The following is a 17,602-nucleotide window of genomic DNA, read 5'->3' as shown; positions in this document are numbered from 1 at the left end:
TTGCACACGATTCTCAGGCCGCCTTGTTTGCTTTGGTGGATTGAAAGAGGTGCTGCCTGGCATGTTTCGCCGCCTCGGTTTACTGGTATGCTGCCTTCCGAAATAATCATTGAAAACCCGTGTTGCTGCACTCTCGAATGCCCCTGCCCCGCATCACCCACATCCTGCTTTTACTGGCCGGCACCGGTCTGGCCGGCTGTGGTGAGCCGGGTCCCCCGCCCTCCGCTGGGGCCGCCGTCACAGCGCAGGTAAACAACCTCGCCCCGCTGCTATCACCCCAGGGTGGGCGCATCGCCGATGCCCTGCTTGAGGTCAGTACCCTGGACGGGCAGGTTGTCCTCGCCGGCAGGGGCTGGGACGCCGCGGGAGAACCTCTCGATATCGACGTGGCCGGAGGCTTGCCCGAGGGGCGGCTCTGTCGCCTGCGGGCCAGTGGCGGCGAACTGCTGCCGGCAGGGGGGGAGGGCGCGGCGCTACCCAACGATACCGCCCCGGAGAACCTCGTGCCCTGTACGAGCCTGCAGCGGGCCGCCCGCGAGCCTGGCGTGTCACGGGGGAGTGGTATCGCGCTGAATGCGCTGAGTTCGACGCTACTGGATATGCTGCGCCAGCGGCAGCCGTTGGCCGCTTACGGGGACCGTTTGGAGGTACTGCTGGACACTGTGGCGGAAGCGCTGGCGCCGCCGCAGGCGCGGGATTTCGACGGCGATGGCACGATCTCCCAGCAGGAGTTCAGCCAGCAGAGTCCGGCGGTCTATGGGGCGCTGTCGCTACCGCGGGTGATCGAGCGGGCAAACCAGGTGCTGGACAGCCAGTTGGCGTCGCTGCCGGCTGCCGGCAAGCGGCCCAATATCGTGCTGATCGTCGCCGACGATGTCGGCTATGGTGACGTGGGCGCCTATGCCGGTGACCGGGGTGACATTGCGACACCGGGTATCGACCGGATTGCGTCACAGGGCGCGCGGCTGACCAGTTTCCATGTGCAACCGGTGTGTGCGGCGACCCGGGCCGCGCTTCTGAGCGGCAGGTACCAGCACGATTTTTCCCTGCGGGGTGCCGGCGGCCCGGCGCGGGCGGGTATCCCGCGTGAACTCACCCTGCTGCCGGAGATGCTGCAGCGCCGCGGTTATGCCACCGGGGCTTTCGGCAAGTGGCACCTGTCGGATCGCGAGGGCTTTACGCCCCCGGATCGCGGTTTCCACGAATGGCTGGGCTTCACCGGTGGGGCACTTCCCTACACTGCGCAGCTGCGCGAGCGCTACGCCGCGCGCTTTCCCCTGTACCGCAACGGCGAACTGCTGGACGGCGCCGGCGGTCATGCCACCGACCTTTTTGCGGATGCGGCCATTGATTTCATGGGCCGCCACCGGCAGCAGCCCTTCTTCCTTTACCTGGCTTTCAACGCGGCCCACACACCGCTGTGGAGCGAGGCGCGGCCGCGCTTTTCCGCGCGCGAGGACTGGTTGCGGCGGGTGCAGGACCAGGGTATCAGCGGGCCGCGCCAGCAGGATTATGCGGCGCTGGTACAGCACATGGATGCGCGGATTGGCGACCTGCTGGACCGGCTGGATGCGCTGGGCATCGCCGACGACACCCTGCTGTTTTTCCTCAGCGACAATGGCGCCGACGTCTCGGTGCATGAGAGCGCCGAGCGACCGGTGGGCAGCAACGGCAGCCTGCGCGGCGGCAAGGGATCGGTCTACGAGGGCGGCCTGCGGGTGCCGATGGTGGCTCGTTGGCCGGGCCATATCCCGCCGGGGCTGGTGGTCGATGCCTTTACTTCCGCGGTCGACCTCTGGCCCAGCGTCCGCGACGCGGTGGGCATCGACCCGCACTATACCGGCAGTGAGCTGCCCCTGGCCGGCCACTCCCTGTTGCCCCTGATGGGCGGCGTCGCCAGCGGGACGCCGCCGGCGCGCGAGGACTGGTTCGTATTCCCGGTATCCGGGCTGGCGGTGGTACATCCGCCCTGGAAGCTGGTACTCGACAGCCAGGGCCAGCGCAGCCTCTACAACCTGCAACAGGATCCGCAGGAGCAGGTCGACCGGGCCGCGGAGCAGCCGCAGCTGATGGAAACACTGGGCCGGCGTATCGATGCCTATCTCGACAGGGAGCTGGAGTGAGCGAGCCGTATTTTCCGCGGCGCGGGGCGCCCGGGCCATGAAGTTCGCCTATCGCCCCGAAATCGATGGCCTGCGCGCGGTTTCCATCCTGCTGGTCGTCGTGTTTCACGCCTTTCCCGCCCTGTTGCCCGGCGGATTTATCGGCGTGGATGTATTCTTCGTGATTTCCGGCTACCTGATCACCCGCATCCTGGTGGGCGACCTGGCGGCGGGGCGCTGGTCGCTGGCGCAATTTTACGCGCGCCGTATCCGGCGCCTGCTGCCCGCCCTGGTGGTGGTGATGCTCAGCAGCATGCTGCTGGGCTGGTGGGTGCTGCTGCCCGACGAGCTCGCCCTGCTGGGGCGGCAGGTCGCGGCGGCGTCGGTATTCCTGCCCAACGTGCTGTTCTGGACGGAAAGTGGCTATTTCGATGCCGAGGCCGGCCTCAAGCCGCTGCTGCACCTGTGGTCGCTGGGGGTGGAGGAGCAGTTCTACCTGCTCTGGCCCGCCACTGTCCTGCTGGCGGCGCACTGGCGCTGGCGCCTGCCGCTGGTGACGGTCTCCCTGCTGCTGGTCTCGCTGGGGGCCTGCCTCTACCTCACTCCGCGGGACGCCTCCGCCGCGTTTTACCTGCCTTTCTTCCGCGCCTGGGAGCTCTGCCTGGGCGCCCTGCTGGTCTGGTTGCCCGGCGGCGGGTTGCGGCGGGCGGGCAGCGAGGCGCTGGTCCTGGCGGGGCTGGCATTGTTGGTCGCCGCGGCCTTCCTGATCGACAAGGGAACCCGCTTCCCGGGGGCGGCGGCGCTGGCGCCGGCACTTGCAGCCGCGGCTCTGCTCTACGCCGGCAGCGGCGCCGCCCTCAGCCGCGCCCTGCTGGCCAACCCCCTGATGACCGGGCTGGGACGAATCAGTTACCCGCTGTACCTGTGGCACTGGCCGCTGCTGGCGCTGGCGCGCATGATCGAGGGCGAAGAGGTGCCGTTACGGTTGCGCCTGACGATCGTGGCGCTGAGCCTGCTCCTCGCCGGGCTGACCTGGCGCTGCCTGGAGCGTCCCCTGCAGGCCAGCCGTTCCCGCTGGCTGCCCGCGGGTCTCATGGTCCTGCTGCTGGCCAGCGGCGGGATCGGTTACTGGATCGATGCGGGGGACGGTTTCCCCCAGCGGATCGAGCGTTTTCGCGAGCAGGCGCAGGCGCTGCAGGAGCGGGAATCCCTGGCGGCAGACTGTGCCCGGGCGCTGGGCCTGCCGCCGGCCTGTGACCGGACCGCGACCGATACGCGCATCGCGGTTCTCGGCGACAGCCATTCCAATAACCTGTTCTACGCCCTGGCCCATCGCTTCGCCGGGGAAGGTGGCGTCCTGCGCCTCGGGCGGGGGGGCTGCCCGCCCCTGCTGGGGGTGGAGACCCGCCGCGACGGCGCCCCCGACACCTGCAGGGAGGTGGTGGCGGCGCACGTCGACTTCGCGGCCCGGGCGGCGGGTATCGAGACGGTCTACCTGGTTTCCATGTCGCGCTATGTGCAGCCCGGCGAGCAGCGCTACCGCCTGCGGGTGCCCGGGCATCCCGACCTGGCGGCCAACGGCGATGCCTACCGGTTCGGCCTGCAGGCAACCATCGACCGCCTGCGCGCCGCCGGCAAGCAGGTGGTGCTGGTGTTCGACTGGCCCGGGGTGGTCTTCGACCCCCGCAGTTGCGTGGAATTGCGCCCGTTCCGCTTCTCCGGCGGGGTGCGCGAGGAGTGCAGTATTCCGCGCCGGCAGTTCCTCGCCGACCAGTCCGCCTACCGCGACCTGCTGGCGGGGGTCCTGAGCGACAACCCCGACCTGGCCTGGTGGGATGCCGCGGCGCCGTTTTGCGATGAGCAGACCTGCTGGATCCGCAAGGACGATGTGATGTGGTACCGGGACACCAATCACCTGTCCCCGGCGGGCAACCGGCATCTCGGTGACAACTGGCGCCTGCAGCGGGGTGCTCCGCCCGGGTGACGGGGCCTTCGCCATCGATCTTGGGCTCCGTTCTGGCAGATAAGCGAAATATGCACGGCGGCATGGCGCTGGACAGGCCCGCGCGCTTCACCTAAAATTTGCGCCCAGATTTGCACCTGCCCGATTTGCGCGTCGGGCCACGTGTGTCCCTGTGAAAACCAAGGCCGAATTTATGTAAACAGGCGAGATGTGGTTCCCCATCTCGCCTGTTTGCGAGCGCGCGAGCCAGCGGTTTTCCATGCGTTCGAGATGGAGGTTTCGCTTGTCCAATCCGGCTATCCTGGTCCTTGAAGATGGCAGTATTTTCAGAGGACTGGCCATTGGAGCCAGCGGCTCCACCGTTGGCGAGGTCGTGTTCAATACGGCCATGACCGGTTACCAGGAGATCCTCACCGACCCCTCCTACGCGCGCCAGATCGTTACCCTGACCTACCCTCACATCGGCAATACCGGCACCAACGCCGAGGACGAAGAGTCCAGCGGCGTGTGGGCGGCGGGGCTGGTCATCCGCGACCTGCCCCTGCTGGCCAGCAACTACCGCAACCAGCAGAGCCTGCAGGACTACCTGGTCGAGCGCGGCGTGGTGGCCATCGCCGAGATCGATACCCGCCGCCTCACCCGCATCCTGCGCGACAAGGGCGCCCAGAACGGCTGCATCATGGCCGGCGCGGACATCGACGAGGCGAAGGCGCTGCAACTGGCCCAGGGCTTCGGCGGGCTCAAGGGCCTGGACCTGGCGAAGGAAGTCACCGTCGACACCGCCTACGAGTGGCTGGAGGGCAGCTGGGTGCTGGGCGAGGGCTATACCGCCCGCGAAGCGTCTGAGCAGAAATACCATGTCGTCGCCTACGACTACGGCGTCAAGCGCAACATCCTGCGCATGCTGGTGGACCGCGGCTGCCGCCTCACGGTAGTGCCCGCGCAGACCCCCGCGGCCGAGGTGCTGGCCATGAACCCCGACGGCGTCTTCCTCTCCAACGGCCCGGGCGACCCGGAGCCCTGTGACTACGCCATCCGGGCGATCTCGGAAATCCTTGAAACCGACATCCCGGTCTTCGGCATCTGCCTCGGCCACCAACTGCTGGCCCTGGCCTCCGGGGCGAAAACCGTGAAGATGAAGTTCGGCCACCACGGCGCCAACCACCCGGTGCAGAACCTGGACGACGGCACGGTGCTGATCACCAGCCAGAACCACGGTTTCGCCGCCGATGAAGCCAGCCTGCCGGCCAACCTGCGCACCACCCACCGCTCGCTGTTCGACGGCAGCCTGCAGGGTATCCACCGCACCGACAAGCCCGCCTTCAGCTTCCAGGGCCACCCGGAGGCGAGCCCGGGGCCGCACGATGCCGCCCCCCTGTTTGACCACTTTATTGAACTGATGGACGCCCGCGCCGGAGCCTGAGTGACCTATGCCAAAGAGAACTGACATCCAGAGTATCCTCATCCTCGGCGCCGGTCCCATCGTGATCGGCCAGGCCTGCGAATTCGACTACTCCGGCGCCCAGGCCTGCAAGGCCCTGCGCGAAGAGGGTTACCGGGTCATCCTGGTGAATTCCAACCCCGCCACCATCATGACCGACCCGGCGATGGCCGACGCCACCTACATCGAACCCATCGAGTGGCGCACCGTGGGCCGTATTATCGAGCAGGAGCGCCCGGACGCGCTGCTGCCGACCATGGGCGGCCAGACCGCGCTGAACTGCGCCCTCGACCTGGCCAAGCACGGTATCCTCGAAAAGTTCGGCGTGGAGATGATAGGCGCCACCAAGGAGGCCATCGACAAGGCGGAGGACCGCCAGTTGTTCGACAAGGCCATGAAGCGCATCGGCCTGGAAACCCCCCGCGCCTCCACCGCCCACAGCATGGAGGAAGCCTTCCAGGTGCTGGACAGCATCGGCTTCCCCTGCATCATCCGCCCCTCGTTCACCATGGGCGGCTCCGGCGGCGGTATCGCCTACAACCGCGATGAGTTCGAGGAGATCTGTACCCGCGGGCTGGACCTGTCACCGACCAAGGAACTGCTCATCGACGAGTCCCTGATCGGCTGGAAAGAGTACGAGATGGAGGTGGTCCGCGACAAAAACGACAACTGCATCATCGTCTGCTCGATCGAGAACTTCGACGCCATGGGCGTGCACACCGGCGACTCCATCACCGTCGCCCCCGCACAGACCCTCACCGACAAGGAATACCAGATCATGCGCGACGCCTCGCTGGCGGTGCTGCGCGAGATCGGCGTGGAGACCGGCGGTTCCAACGTGCAGTTCGGCCAGTGCCCGCAAACCGGCCGCATGGTGGTCATCGAAATGAACCCGCGGGTGTCGCGCTCCTCGGCGCTGGCTTCCAAGGCCACCGGCTTCCCGATCGCCAAGGTGGCGGCCAAGCTGGCGGTGGGCTACACCCTCGACGAACTGCAGAACGACATCACCGGCGGCGCCACCCCGGCCTCCTTCGAGCCGGCCATCGACTACGTGGTGACCAAGATCCCGCGTTTTGCCTTCGAGAAATTCAAGGGCGCCAATGCCCGCCTGACCACCCAGATGAAATCCGTGGGCGAGGTCATGGCGATCGGCCGCACCTTCCAGGAATCCGTGCAGAAAGCCCTGCGCGGGCTGGAAGTGGGCTCCGCAGGTTTCGAGCACAAGATCGACGTGGACGACCCGGACCTGCGCGACGACCTGCTCTCGGAGCTGATCAACCCCGGCCCCGAGCGCATCTGGTACATCGCCGATGCCTTCCGTGCGCAAATGAGCATCGATGAAGTCTACAAGCTGACCGGCGTCGACCCCTGGTTCCTGGTGCAAATCGAGGACATCGTGCGCACCGAGGACGCGCTCAAAGCCATCGAGCTGGCCAATATCGGCGCCGAGCAGATGTTCCGCCTGAAGCGCAAGGGTTTCTCCGACGAGCGCCTCGCCGTGTTGCTGGCCTCCACCGAGGCCGAAGTGCGCGCCCACCGCCAGTCCCTGGATATCCGCCCGGTCTACAAGAGGGTGGATACCTGTGCCGCGGAATTCGCGTCCAGCACCGCCTACATGTACTCCACCTACGAGGAAGAGTGCGAGGCGGCGCCGTCCCAGCGCGACAAGATCCTGGTGCTCGGCGGCGGTCCCAACCGCATCGGCCAGGGCATCGAGTTCGACTACTGCTGTGTACACGCAGTGCTCGCCATGGCTGCAGACGGTTACGAGACCATCATGGTCAACTGCAACCCGGAGACCGTCTCCACCGACTACGATACCTCCGACCGCCTCTACTTCGAGCCGGTGACCCTGGAGGATGTGCTGGCAATCGTCGAACTGGAAAAACCCAAGGGCGTGATCGTGCAGTTCGGCGGCCAGACCCCGCTGAAACTGGCCCGGGCCCTGGAAGCCGCCGGCGTGCCGATCATCGGCACCACTCCGGACGCCATCGACCGCGCCGAGGACCGCGAGCGCTTCCAGCAGATGATCCAGAAGCTCGGCCTCAAGCAGCCCGCCAACACCATCGTGCGCAGTGTCGACGAGGCGGTGGAAGCGGCCGCAGCCATCGGCTACCCGCTGGTGGTGCGCCCCTCCTACGTGCTCGGCGGCCGGGCGATGGAAATCGTCTACCGCGAAGAGGACCTGCTGCGCTACATGACCCACGCGGTGAAGGCCTCCGACGACGCGCCGGTGCTGCTCGACTCCTTCCTTTCCGCCGCGGTGGAAGTGGATATCGACGCGGTCAGCGACGGCCAGCAGGTGGTGATCGGCGCGATCATGCAGCACATCGAACAGGCCGGCGTGCACTCCGGCGACTCCGCCTGTTCCCTGCCGCCCTACAGCCTGGACCCGGCGGTGCAGGACGAGATGCGCGAACAGGTCCGCAAAATGGCCCTGGAGCTCGGCGTGGTCGGCCTGATGAACGTGCAGCTGGCCTGGCAGGACAACGAGATCTACGTGATCGAGGTCAACCCGCGCGCCTCGCGCACCGTGCCCTTCGTGTCCAAGTGCATCGGCGTATCGCTGGCCCAGGTCGCCGCGCGCTGCATGGCCGGCCAGAGCCTGGCCTCCCAGGGCGTGGAAAAGGAAGTGGTACCGCCCTACTACAGCGTCAAGGAAGCCGTGCTGCCCTTCAATAAATTCCCCGGTGTCGACCCCATCCTCGGCCCGGAAATGCGCTCCACCGGTGAGGTCATGGGCGTCGGCGACAGTTTTGCGGTCGCTTTCGCCAAAGCCCAGCTCGGTGCCGGCGAGGCACCGCCCACCGGCGGCACCGCCCTGATCAGCGTGCGCGATGTAGACAAGCCCGGTGCGGTGAAAGTGGCGCAGCAACTGGTGGAGCTTGGCTTCAAGCTGGCCGCCACCGGCGGCACCGCCGCGGCGCTGGAGGCTGCCGGCCTCGAGGTGCGCCGGGTCAACAAGGTGCTGGAAGGGCGCCCGCACATCGTCGACATGATCAAGAACGACGAGGCGGATCTCATCATCAATACCACCGACGGTCGCCGCGCTATCGAAGACTCAGCGCCGATCCGCGCCAGTGCCGAAGCGCACCGGGTTTACTACACCACCACGCTGGCCGCCGCCGAAGCGGTGGCGCTGTCGTTGCGCGAGGAAGTGGATAAAAAAGTACGCAGGCTGCAGGACCTGCACAGGAGTATCAGCGCATGAACAAGGAGCCGATGACCAAAACCGGCGAGGCCGCCCTGCGGCAGGAGCTGGAGCGGTTGAAGAAAGTGGAGCGCCCGCGCATCGTCGCGGCCATCGCCGAGGCCCGCGAGCACGGCGACCTCAAGGAGAACGCCGAGTACCATGCCGCCCGCGAACAGCAGAGCTTCGCCGAGGGCCGGATCATGGAGATCGAGAGCAAGCTGGCCGGCGCCCAGGTGATTGACGTGACCACCATCGCCAAGACCGGGCGGGTGATCTTCGGTGTTACTGTCGACCTGATCAACGTCAATACCGATGAAACCCGTACCTACCGCATCGTCGGCGAGGACGAGGCGGACGTGAAGAAAAACCTGATTTCCATCGGTTCGCCCATCGCCCGCGCCCTGATCGGCAAGGAAGAGGGTGACGTCGTCGTGGTGCGCGCACCGGGCGGCGACATCGAATACGAGATCGACCAGGTCCACCACATCTAGTTCCAGTCCCGGGCCCCTCCACCCGCGCCGGGGCCCGCGGTTACTCCATCAGGCTTTCCTTCAGTGCGCGCCAGCCGGCGCGGCTGGAATTCCGGTTCAGGCAGCGAAACTCACTGGCCACCAGGCTGCGCTCGCGCAACAGCCGGCGCAGGACATCCACCGGCAGTTCCAACTGGACCCGCTGGGTCAACTGCTGTTCCGGTAGCGGCTTGCCCATGCTTCAATGCAACGGCGCCGCGCCGCGGTACGCCATGTTTCCCGAGGCTCCGGGCACCGCAGTTTGTCCCGCCTGCAGCAGGCGCTGGCAGGCATCCAGCACCGCAGTGCGTTCCACCCCCCGCAGCAGCAACTGCTCCATCCGCGCGATTGCCGCGGCCGCCATGTTGCGCGCTCCGTCGTGTTCCCCAAGGCGTTGCAGCATATCCACCAGCAGCGTGCAGGACTCGGTAAAGCGGCGAATGTCCAACGCCCCGGGGCGCGCCGGGCGTCCCAGCAGGATGCCCGCGGTTTCGAAGGCGGCGCCCGCATGCCGGGCGGCGTCCAGGTAATCCTGCTCCTCCGCCAGCTCCTGCCCGCGCTGCTGGCTGCGCAGCCACAGACTGTTAGCGGCGAGGGGGTTGTCCTTCAGCCAGGCGCGGTGAGTGGCGCATAGGAAGCGCATTTTGTGCATGTGTGACCCTCATACCCAATGAATCGTTGATTTATGAGAATCATTATCATTTGCGTTTGATGCCTTGTCCAGACGCCAGCGAGAGTTTTTTGCCACGAGGGTGAGCAGGGCTGAAAGGGGCGCCCCGACACGTGGTCCACGCCCGGGCCCCGATCCGGCTAGCCCCGTCGGGACTGGAACAGCTGGACCCTGGCGAGGACCAGTTCGGCCACCAGTTCCAGCACCAGTGCGTGATTTTCCCGGCGGACGCCTTCGAGCCCGGTTTCGATAGCCAGGCGCAGGGCGATGTGGTCCTGTGGCGAGAGGCTGTCAGGCAGGTCGACAGCGAAGCAATACTGCTCGCTGTCGTGAATGCGGCTGTAGATGCGGGTGAGTTCGCCGGCGGCGAAATCCATCAGTTCGTCATCGGCGCCGCGGTCGGACAACAGCTGGCGAATGCGGCGATCCAGAAACGCCAGGCCCTGGACCCGGGGCGAAGGGAATTCCAGCAGTTCTCCCATGTGACCTCACAGCGGCAGATACGGCTCCAGTGTAGCGGGGCGCGAGCTGGTGGTAAATCGGGGAACGATTATCGAGATTGGCGTGTTCCCTTAGACCGAGCTGAATCAAAATGACAATCTATTGAGAGCCAGGAAAACGTTCTTGAGTAGCATAGTGCGCTGGTCCACCGGTGTGTTGTCCAGAAGCCGCCTTTTGTTACGGAGTGCATAATCCGGGGATTGGCACTGAAGAGGACTGGATACGGCATCCTGCACCGCGAAAATGTCTGAGGCCATGGATGGCCGAAGCCAAGCTGGCGGGACGCCGCTTTTGCGGTTTTCGGGGTGCAGGATGCCGTGTCCAGGCCGGCGGCAACTCCACCGGCCTAGGGCAAGGCGAGGTGCCCGGCCTATCCCGGAATCTGTAACTGCAATCCGCGGGTTTGGATGGGTCTGCTTACAGAGGGCGCAAGAGGTTGGAAAGCTGCGGATCCGGCTTGCTGTTGCGGCGCAGGACCAGGATCATGTTGCCGATGGCCTGGACCAGCTGCGCCCCGCAGGCCTCGCAGACCGCCTCGGTCGTCGCCGACCGCGCCTCGCGGCTGCCCACGGCCAGCTTGACCTTGATCAGCTCGTGGCGCTCCAGCGCCTGGTCGATTTCCGCGATGACGTTTTCCGTCAGGCCCTTGCCGGCGACCGTCACCACCGGTTTGAGTTTGTGGCCGATGGCGCGCAACTGCTTGCTGTCGGGGGATTTCTGCATGTTCATCGGCAATCCACGTTACAATGGGAAATTCAGGGGGCGCGTATTCTACCCGAGGCGCGCCACCGCGGGAATGACCTCCACTACTATAGACCTGTTGCATGCCGAAGAAGCGATCCTCCAGTAAGGCCTGGCTGAAAGAACACCGGGACGACCCCTACGTCCAGCGCGCCCAGCGCGAGGGTTACCGCAGTCGCGCCTGTTATAAGCTACTGGAATTAAACGAAAAAGACCGCCTTATCCGGCCCGGCATGACGGTCCTCGACCTCGGCAGTGCCCCCGGCGGCTGGTCCCAGGTGGCCGCCGACCTGGTCGGTCACCGCGGCCGCGTGGTCGCCTCGGACATCCTGCCCATGGACAACCTGGCCGGTGTCGAGTTCATTCAGGGTGATTTCACCGACGACGAGGTCTTCGACGCGATACTCGAGGCCGTTGGCGAGACCCCGGTGGACCTCGTGATGTCCGATATGGCCCCCAACATGAGCGGCCTCAACGCGGTCGACCAGCCGCGCGCCATGTACCTGGTGGAGCTGGCCCTTGATCTTGCCCGCCGGGTCCTGCCCCCCGGTGGCACCTTTGTCGCCAAGGTCTTTCACGGCGAGGGTTTCGAGGAGTTGATGCGGGATTGCCGGACCTCCTTCCAGAAGGTACTGACCCGGAAACCGGATGCTTCGCGGCCCCGGTCGCGGGAGGTTTACCTTGTGGCTACTGGGTTCAAAGCTTCTTGAGCCTCTGAGCCTCTGAGCCTCTGAGCCTCTGAGCCTCTGAGCCTCTGAGCTTTGGGGAGAAGGTGTACTTATTGAGGGGGGGGCGGCGCGCGCAGCGGAGATTCCCTGTGGGAACACGCCAAAAAGCGCACGTCCATGTGCAGGCTCGGTCGGCGACGTCCTGTCGCCTCACGGTTCCCACAGGGAATCTCCGCTGCACACGCCTGAGTATCCTGCGACTCCGAGCATTTGCTGGGTTCCTGGGCGTTAGACTTATCGGGATTCGGGATTCGGGATTCGGGATTCGGGATTCGGGATTCGGGATTCGGGATTCACAACAAGCGAGTTGCAGAGTACCCGGCGTTCCAGGGCGCCGAATTCGGGGTCTGGCAGGGCGGTCGGGGCCGTGCGGGACAGGCAGTCTCCACTGGGACCGTGTGGCGACATGGATGTCGCCACCCGAGCCTGCACATGGATGTGCGCTTTTTGGCGTGTCCCAGTGGAGACTGCCTGTTCCGCGCGGCTTGCCACCCAGCCCAGCCCCCAGGCGGCCTGGCATCCAGCCTTGGAGATGAAACTGTAACCAGCCCCACCTTGAAACATGGAGGCAAAGCCCCAACTGTAGTACATTGGCGACTTGCCGATTCCTGAAACTGCGTCCCCCGGGACCCGGTTCCACTTTCCAGCTGCCCACGGCGGAGAACAAACGCCCCGGCAGTGTCTATAATTGAGGAGTAAGGCTGTAGGGTCCGTTGATCCACGCGACTGGCGGCCCCGCCTCCCAAGGTCTGTCCCGAGAGGAAGCAGCGTTGAACGATATGGTCAAAAACCTTTTGCTGTGGTTGGTGATTGCCGCGGTCCTGCTGTCGGTTTTCAACAACTTCAATATGCAGACGCCACCCGAACAGGTGGGCTATTCCGAGTTCGTCCTGGAGGTGAACCGCGACCAGGTCAGCAAGGTGACCGTGGACGGGCTGGTGATCTCCGGCGAGCGCATGGATGGCAGTCGCTTCGAGACCATCCGGCCGATGGTCGAAGACCCCAAGCTGATGGATGACCTGCTGTCCCACAACGTGGTTGTCGAGGGCAAGAAGCCGGAACAGCAGAGCGTCTGGACCCAGTTGCTGGTCGCCTCTTTCCCGATCCTGATCATTATCGCCGTGTTCATGTTCTTCATGCGCCAGATGCAGGGCGGTGGCGGCGGCCGCGGCGGCCCGATGAGCTTTGGCAAGAGCAAGGCCCGCCTGCTGGGTGAGGACCAGATCACCACGACTTTCGCCGATGTCGCCGGTGTCGACGAGGCCAAGGAAGACGTGCAGGAACTGGTCGAGTTCCTGCGCGACCCGAGCAAGTTCCAGAAACTCGGCGGCCGCATTCCCCGCGGCGTGCTGATGGTCGGCCAGCCGGGTACCGGTAAGACGCTGCTGGCGAAAGCCATTGCCGGCGAGGCGAAGGTGCCGTTCTTCTCCATCTCCGGTTCCGATTTCGTCGAGATGTTCGTCGGTGTGGGCGCCTCCCGGGTGCGCGACATGTTCGACCAGGCCAAGAAGCAGTCGCCCTGTATCATCTTTATCGATGAGATCGACGCGGTCGGTCGTCACCGCGGCGCCGGTCTCGGCGGCGGTCACGACGAGCGCGAGCAGACCCTGAACCAGCTGCTGGTGGAAATGGACGGTTTCGAGGTCAATGACGGCGTGATCGTCATCGCTGCCACCAACCGCCCGGACGTCCTCGACCCGGCGCTGCTGCGCCCCGGCCGTTTCGACCGCCAGGTGGTCGTGGGCCTGCCGGATATCCGCGGCCGCGAGCAGATTCTCAAGGTGCACATGCGCAAGGTGCCGCTGGGCGAAGACGTGGAGCCTTCGCGGATTGCCCGCGGTACCCCCGGTTTCTCCGGGGCGGACCTGGCCAACCTGGTCAACGAGGCGGCCCTGTTCGCCGCCCGCGCCAGCCTGCGCATCGTCGGCATGCAGCAGTTCGAACTGGCGAAAGACAAGATCATGATGGGCGCCGAGCGCCGCTCCATGGTCATGTCCGAGGACGAGAAGCGCAATACCGCCTACCACGAGGCCGGCCACGCGATCGTCGGGCGCCTGATGCCCGAGCACGACCCGGTCTACAAGGTGAGCATCATCCCCCGCGGCCGCGCCCTCGGCGTCACCATGTTCCTGCCCGAGGAAGACCGCTACAGCCACAGCCGCCGGCACATCATCAGCCAGGTCTGCAGCTTGTTTGGCGGGCGTATCGCCGAGGAGATGACCCTCGGCCCGGACGGGATTACCACCGGGGCCTCCAATGACATCAAGCGGGCCACCGAGATCGCCCGCAAGATGGTCACCCAGTGGGGTCTCTCCGAGAAAATGGGCCCGCTGATGTACGACGAGGGCGGTGAGGAAGTGTTCCTCGGCCGCTCCGCCGCGAATCCGCACCAGGGCATTTCCGATGAGACCGCGACCCAGATCGACAAGGAAGTGCGGCGCATCATCGACGAGTGCTACAGCGCCGCCAGCCGGCTGCTGGAAGAAAACATCGACAAGCTGCACACGATGGCGGACGCCCTGATGCAGTACGAGACCATCGACGCGGAACAGATCGAGGACATCATGTCCGGTCGTACCCCGCGCCCGCCCTCCGACTGGGGTGGTAATACCGGTGGTGGTTCCAGCGCGAGGCTGGACGAGGAAAAACCGGAGGCATCGCCGGGCAGCCCCATCGGTGGCCCCGCCGGCGAACACTGAGTTCCCCTTGCAAACCGTAACACTGCCCGCCCGGACGCTGGATTGCGCCGGGCGCGGCCTCGATCTGTCCCGTCCCCGGGTCATGGGGATTCTCAATACCACGCCCGACTCCTTCTCCGACGGCGGCAGTCTCTATCGCGCCGGCCGTCTCGATCTCGATAATGCCCTGCGGCGGGCTGCGGCTATGGTCGCCGCCGGCGCCGCATTGCTGGATATCGGCGGTGAATCCACCCGCCCGGGCGCCGCACCGGTGGGTGAGGCCGAAGAGCTGGACCGGGTGGTCCCGCTGGTCGAGCGGATCGCGGCGGAGCTGGATGTGATCATTTCCGTGGACACCAGTACCCCGGCGGTGATCCGCGAGTCCGCGGCGTGTGGCGCCGGGCTGGTCAACGATGTGCGGGCCCTGCAGCGCCCCGGCGCGCTGGAGGCCGCCGCGGCCAGCGGTCTGCCGGTCTGTCTCATGCACATGCGCGGCGAGCCCGGCAACATGCAACTGGACCCGCAGTATGCGGACGTGGTGGCGGATGTCGCGGACTTCCTCGAATCCCGGGCCGCACTGTGCGCGGCGGCCGGCATTCCCCGCGAAAAAATAGTGCTCGACCCCGGTTTTGGCTTTGGCAAGAGCCTGCAGCATAATCTCGAACTGTTGCGCGAATTGCCGCGCCTGGCGGCGCTCGGGCTGCCCCTGCTGGTGGGGCTCTCGCGCAAGTCGGTTATCGGCAAGCTGATTGGCAGGGAAGTGCACGAACGGCTGCCGGCCAGCCTGTCCCTGGCGGTGCTGGCCGCCGAGCGCGGCGCGTCGATCATCCGCTGCCACGATGTCGCCGAGACCTGCGATGCGCTGGCGATGTATACCGCGCTGCTGGAACAAGAACCAAGAAGATGACTATGGCTAAACGTTATTTTGGTACCGACGGCATTCGCGGTGCCGTCGGTGAGGGAGCAATCACTCCGGACTTCATGTTGCGGCTCGGCTGGGCCTGCGGCCGGGTGTTTGCGCGCCAGCCCGGAGTCAAGGGCCGCTGCCTGGTAATCATCGGCAAGGACACCCGGGTCTCGGGCTACATGTTCGAGTCCGCGCTCGAGGCCGGGCTGGTGGCCGCCGGGGTCGACGTGAAGTTGCTCGGTCCCATGCCGACTCCGGCAGTAGCGCTGATGACCCGCACCTTTGGGGCGAACGCCGGTATCGTGATCAGCGCTTCCCACAATCCCTTCCAGGACAACGGCATCAAGTTTTTCAATGCCGTGGGTAGCAAGTTGCCGGACGAGCTGGAGCACGCCATCGAGGCGGAGCTTGAACTTGGTCTGCAGACCGTCGGTTCACGGGAAATCGGCAAGGTGGTGCGGGTGGTGGACGCCGCCGGGCGCTACATCGAATTCTGCAAGTCGACGGTGCCGGAGAGTTTCAGCCTGCGCGGACTGCGTATCGCGGTGGATTGCGCCCACGGCGCCACCTATCACATCGCCCCCAGTGTGTTCAGCGAGCTCGGTGCTGAAGTGATCAGCATGGGCGTGCAGCCCGACGGTTTCAACATCAATGAAGGTGTCGGCTCCACCGATACCGCAGCCCTGGCGCGGTTAGTGGTCGAACGCGAGGCGGATCTGGGTATCGCCTTCGATGGCGACGGCGACCGGGTTCTGTTTATCGATGCGCAGGGCGAGCTGGTCGATGGTGACGAACTGCTCTATATCATCGCCATGCAGCGCCTGCAGGATGGCCATCGGGACGCCGGGGTGGTGGGCACCCTGATGTCCAACCTCGGCCTGGAACTGGCGCTGCGCGCCGCCGGGCTGGAATTCTTCCGCGCCAAAGTGGGCGACCGCTATGTCAAGGAGGCAATGGAGGAGCGCGGCTGGCTGCTCGGCGGTGAATCCTCCGGGCATATCATCTGCAGCGATGTGGTCACCACCGGCGACGGCATCGTAGCTGCCCTGCAGGTGTTGAGCGCGGTGAGCGATAGCCGCAAGCCCCTGGCCGAGTTGCGGCGGGGGATGCGCAAGCTGCCCCAGGTCATGATCAATGTTCCCACCGGCAGCGGCGTCCAGTTCGAGGGCAATGCGGCGCTGCAGGCCGCGGTGAGCCGGGTGGAGGCGGATCTCGGCGACCGTGGCCGGGTGCTGTTGCGCCCCTCCGGTACCGAGCCGGTGGTGCGGGTGATGGTGGAAGGTGAGGACGAAGTGCAGGTTCGCCGCAACTGCGAGCAACTGGCCGCGGAAGTGGAACAGATTCTTGGTTAATTTTGGCGGCTTGCCTGTACCGGCCTTCTTGGGTAAGATTGCCGCCGCTTTTTTGGCCCGGAGGTAATATGCGTCGACCCATGGTTGCGGGTAACTGGAAGATGCACGGTTCGCGGGCCAGCGTCGGGCAATTGCTCGATGAACTCCTGCGGTCCGCAACACCGCCGGAGGTCGACGTCGCAGTGTGTCCCGTGTTTGTGCACCTGAGCCAGGCGATTTCCACTTGCCAGGGCAGTGCGTTGAGTGTCGGCGCGCAGGATTGCAGTACCCATGAGTCCGGTGCCTATACCGGCGATGTCGCAGCCCGGATGCTGGCGGACCTCGGCTGCGAGTGGGTGATTCTCGGGCATTCCGAGCGCCGTGCCGGCCACACCGAAAGCGATGGCCTGATTGCGCAAAAGCTCCAGGCGGCCGCCGCCGCGGGCTTGAAGCCCATACTCTGTGTGGGTGAAACGCAGGCAGAGCGAGAGGCGGGCAGGGCTGGGGCAGTAGTCGCCGGGCAGCTGCGCGGTGCGCTCGAAGGGCGTGACAAGCCAGTTGGCCTGGTCGTGGCATATGAACCGGTCTGGGCGATCGGTACCGGCCTGACGGCTACGCCGGAGCAGGCGCAGGAAATGCATCGCTTTATCCGCGATGAGCTGGCGGCACTGGATGGCCTGGATGCAGCTGCGACCCGTATCCTGTACGGTGGCAGTGTGAAGCCGGGCAATGCCGGGGAACTCTTCGGCCAGCCGGATATCGACGGCGGTTTGATTGGTGGTGCTTCCCTGGTCGCCGCGGATTTCCTGGATATCGTCGCTGCGGCGGCGTAAACGAA

The 17,602-nt window shown here is 65.6% G+C and carries 14 protein-coding genes; 10 read left to right on the top strand and 4 right to left on the bottom strand.

Annotated elements, in window-relative coordinates; all coding sequences use genetic code 11:
- Nucleotides 1-137: 137 nt before the first annotated feature.
- From ACNKU3_RS19615 to greA, 5 genes are all read left to right on the top strand, one after another.
- Nucleotides 138-2,123 carry a sulfatase-like hydrolase/transferase gene (locus tag ACNKU3_RS19615; RefSeq protein ID WP_418261263.1) on the top strand — a complete coding sequence of 662 codons (1,986 nt, stop codon included), beginning with the start codon at nucleotides 138-140 and terminating at the stop codon, nucleotides 2,121-2,123.
- Nucleotides 2,124-2,160: 37 nt separating this feature from the next.
- Complete coding sequence (locus tag ACNKU3_RS19610; protein WP_418261262.1) at nucleotides 2,161-4,086, top strand: acyltransferase family protein; 1,926 nt, start codon at nucleotides 2,161-2,163, stop codon at nucleotides 4,084-4,086.
- A gap of 262 nt (nucleotides 4,087-4,348) precedes the next feature.
- Nucleotides 4,349-5,488, top strand: coding sequence for a glutamine-hydrolyzing carbamoyl-phosphate synthase small subunit (gene carA, locus ACNKU3_RS19605; RefSeq protein ID WP_418261261.1), 1,140 nt, complete (start codon nucleotides 4,349-4,351; stop codon nucleotides 5,486-5,488).
- 7 nt (nucleotides 5,489-5,495) lie between these two features.
- Nucleotides 5,496-8,717: a carbamoyl-phosphate synthase large subunit gene (gene carB / locus ACNKU3_RS19600; protein ID WP_418261260.1), complete on the top strand. Its 3,222-nt coding sequence runs from the start codon at nucleotides 5,496-5,498 to the stop codon at nucleotides 8,715-8,717.
- A complete protein-coding gene (gene greA, locus ACNKU3_RS19595; protein WP_418261259.1) occupies nucleotides 8,714-9,190 on the top strand; it encodes a transcription elongation factor GreA in 477 nt (158 codons plus the stop codon). Before carB ends, greA begins: the two co-directional genes overlap by 4 nt.
- Nucleotides 9,191-9,230: 40 nt before the next feature.
- Here greA and ACNKU3_RS19590 read toward each other — a convergent pair whose 3' ends face one another.
- The 4 genes from ACNKU3_RS19590 to yhbY form a co-directional block, all read right to left on the bottom strand.
- Nucleotides 9,231-9,407 carry a hypothetical protein gene (locus ACNKU3_RS19590; RefSeq protein WP_418261258.1) on the bottom strand — a complete coding sequence of 59 codons (177 nt, stop codon included), beginning with the start codon at nucleotides 9,405-9,407 and terminating at the stop codon, nucleotides 9,231-9,233.
- Nucleotides 9,408-9,410: 3 nt separating this feature from the next.
- The gene (locus tag ACNKU3_RS19585; RefSeq protein WP_418261257.1) at nucleotides 9,411-9,860 is read right to left on the bottom strand and encodes a hypothetical protein; all 450 of its coding nucleotides are present in this window, start codon (nucleotides 9,858-9,860) and stop codon (nucleotides 9,411-9,413) included.
- Nucleotides 9,861-10,018: 158 nt separating this feature from the next.
- Nucleotides 10,019-10,360 carry a hypothetical protein gene (locus ACNKU3_RS19580; RefSeq protein ID WP_418261256.1) on the bottom strand — a complete coding sequence of 114 codons (342 nt, stop codon included), beginning with the start codon at nucleotides 10,358-10,360 and terminating at the stop codon, nucleotides 10,019-10,021.
- 436 nt (nucleotides 10,361-10,796) lie between these two features.
- A complete protein-coding gene (yhbY, locus tag ACNKU3_RS19575) occupies nucleotides 10,797-11,108 on the bottom strand; it encodes a ribosome assembly RNA-binding protein YhbY (protein ID WP_418261255.1) in 312 nt (103 codons plus the stop codon).
- Between the two features lie 95 nt (nucleotides 11,109-11,203).
- Here yhbY and rlmE point away from each other — a divergent pair, with 95 nt between their 5' ends.
- The 5 genes from rlmE (at nucleotide 11,204) to tpiA (ending at nucleotide 17,597) form a co-directional block, all read left to right on the top strand.
- On the top strand, nucleotides 11,204-11,830 hold the full coding sequence (rlmE, locus tag ACNKU3_RS19570; protein WP_418261254.1) for a 23S rRNA (uridine(2552)-2'-O)-methyltransferase RlmE: 627 nt from the start codon (nucleotides 11,204-11,206) through the stop codon (nucleotides 11,828-11,830).
- Between the two features lie 797 nt (nucleotides 11,831-12,627).
- A complete protein-coding gene (gene ftsH / locus ACNKU3_RS19565) occupies nucleotides 12,628-14,547 on the top strand; it encodes an ATP-dependent zinc metalloprotease FtsH (protein ID WP_418261344.1) in 1,920 nt (639 codons plus the stop codon).
- A gap of 82 nt (nucleotides 14,548-14,629) precedes the next feature.
- On the top strand, nucleotides 14,630-15,433 hold the full coding sequence (folP, locus tag ACNKU3_RS19560; protein ID WP_418261343.1) for a dihydropteroate synthase: 804 nt from the start codon (nucleotides 14,630-14,632) through the stop codon (nucleotides 15,431-15,433).
- 2 nt (nucleotides 15,434-15,435) lie between these two features.
- The gene (gene glmM / locus ACNKU3_RS19555; protein WP_418261253.1) at nucleotides 15,436-16,785 is read left to right on the top strand and encodes a phosphoglucosamine mutase; all 1,350 of its coding nucleotides are present in this window, start codon (nucleotides 15,436-15,438) and stop codon (nucleotides 16,783-16,785) included.
- A 68-nt stretch (nucleotides 16,786-16,853) separates the two neighbouring features.
- The gene (gene tpiA / locus ACNKU3_RS19550) at nucleotides 16,854-17,597 is read left to right on the top strand and encodes a triose-phosphate isomerase (RefSeq protein WP_418261252.1); all 744 of its coding nucleotides are present in this window, start codon (nucleotides 16,854-16,856) and stop codon (nucleotides 17,595-17,597) included.
- The last annotated feature ends 5 nt before the right edge of the window (nucleotides 17,598-17,602 follow it).

It is taken from the genome of Haliea sp. E17 (genome assembly GCF_048323675.1).
In the GTDB taxonomy this organism is placed as follows: domain Bacteria; phylum Pseudomonadota; class Gammaproteobacteria; order Pseudomonadales; family Halieaceae; genus Mangrovimicrobium.
The sequence above is the reverse complement of the archived record's forward strand: the minus strand, read 5'-3'. Positions and strand labels throughout refer to the sequence as shown.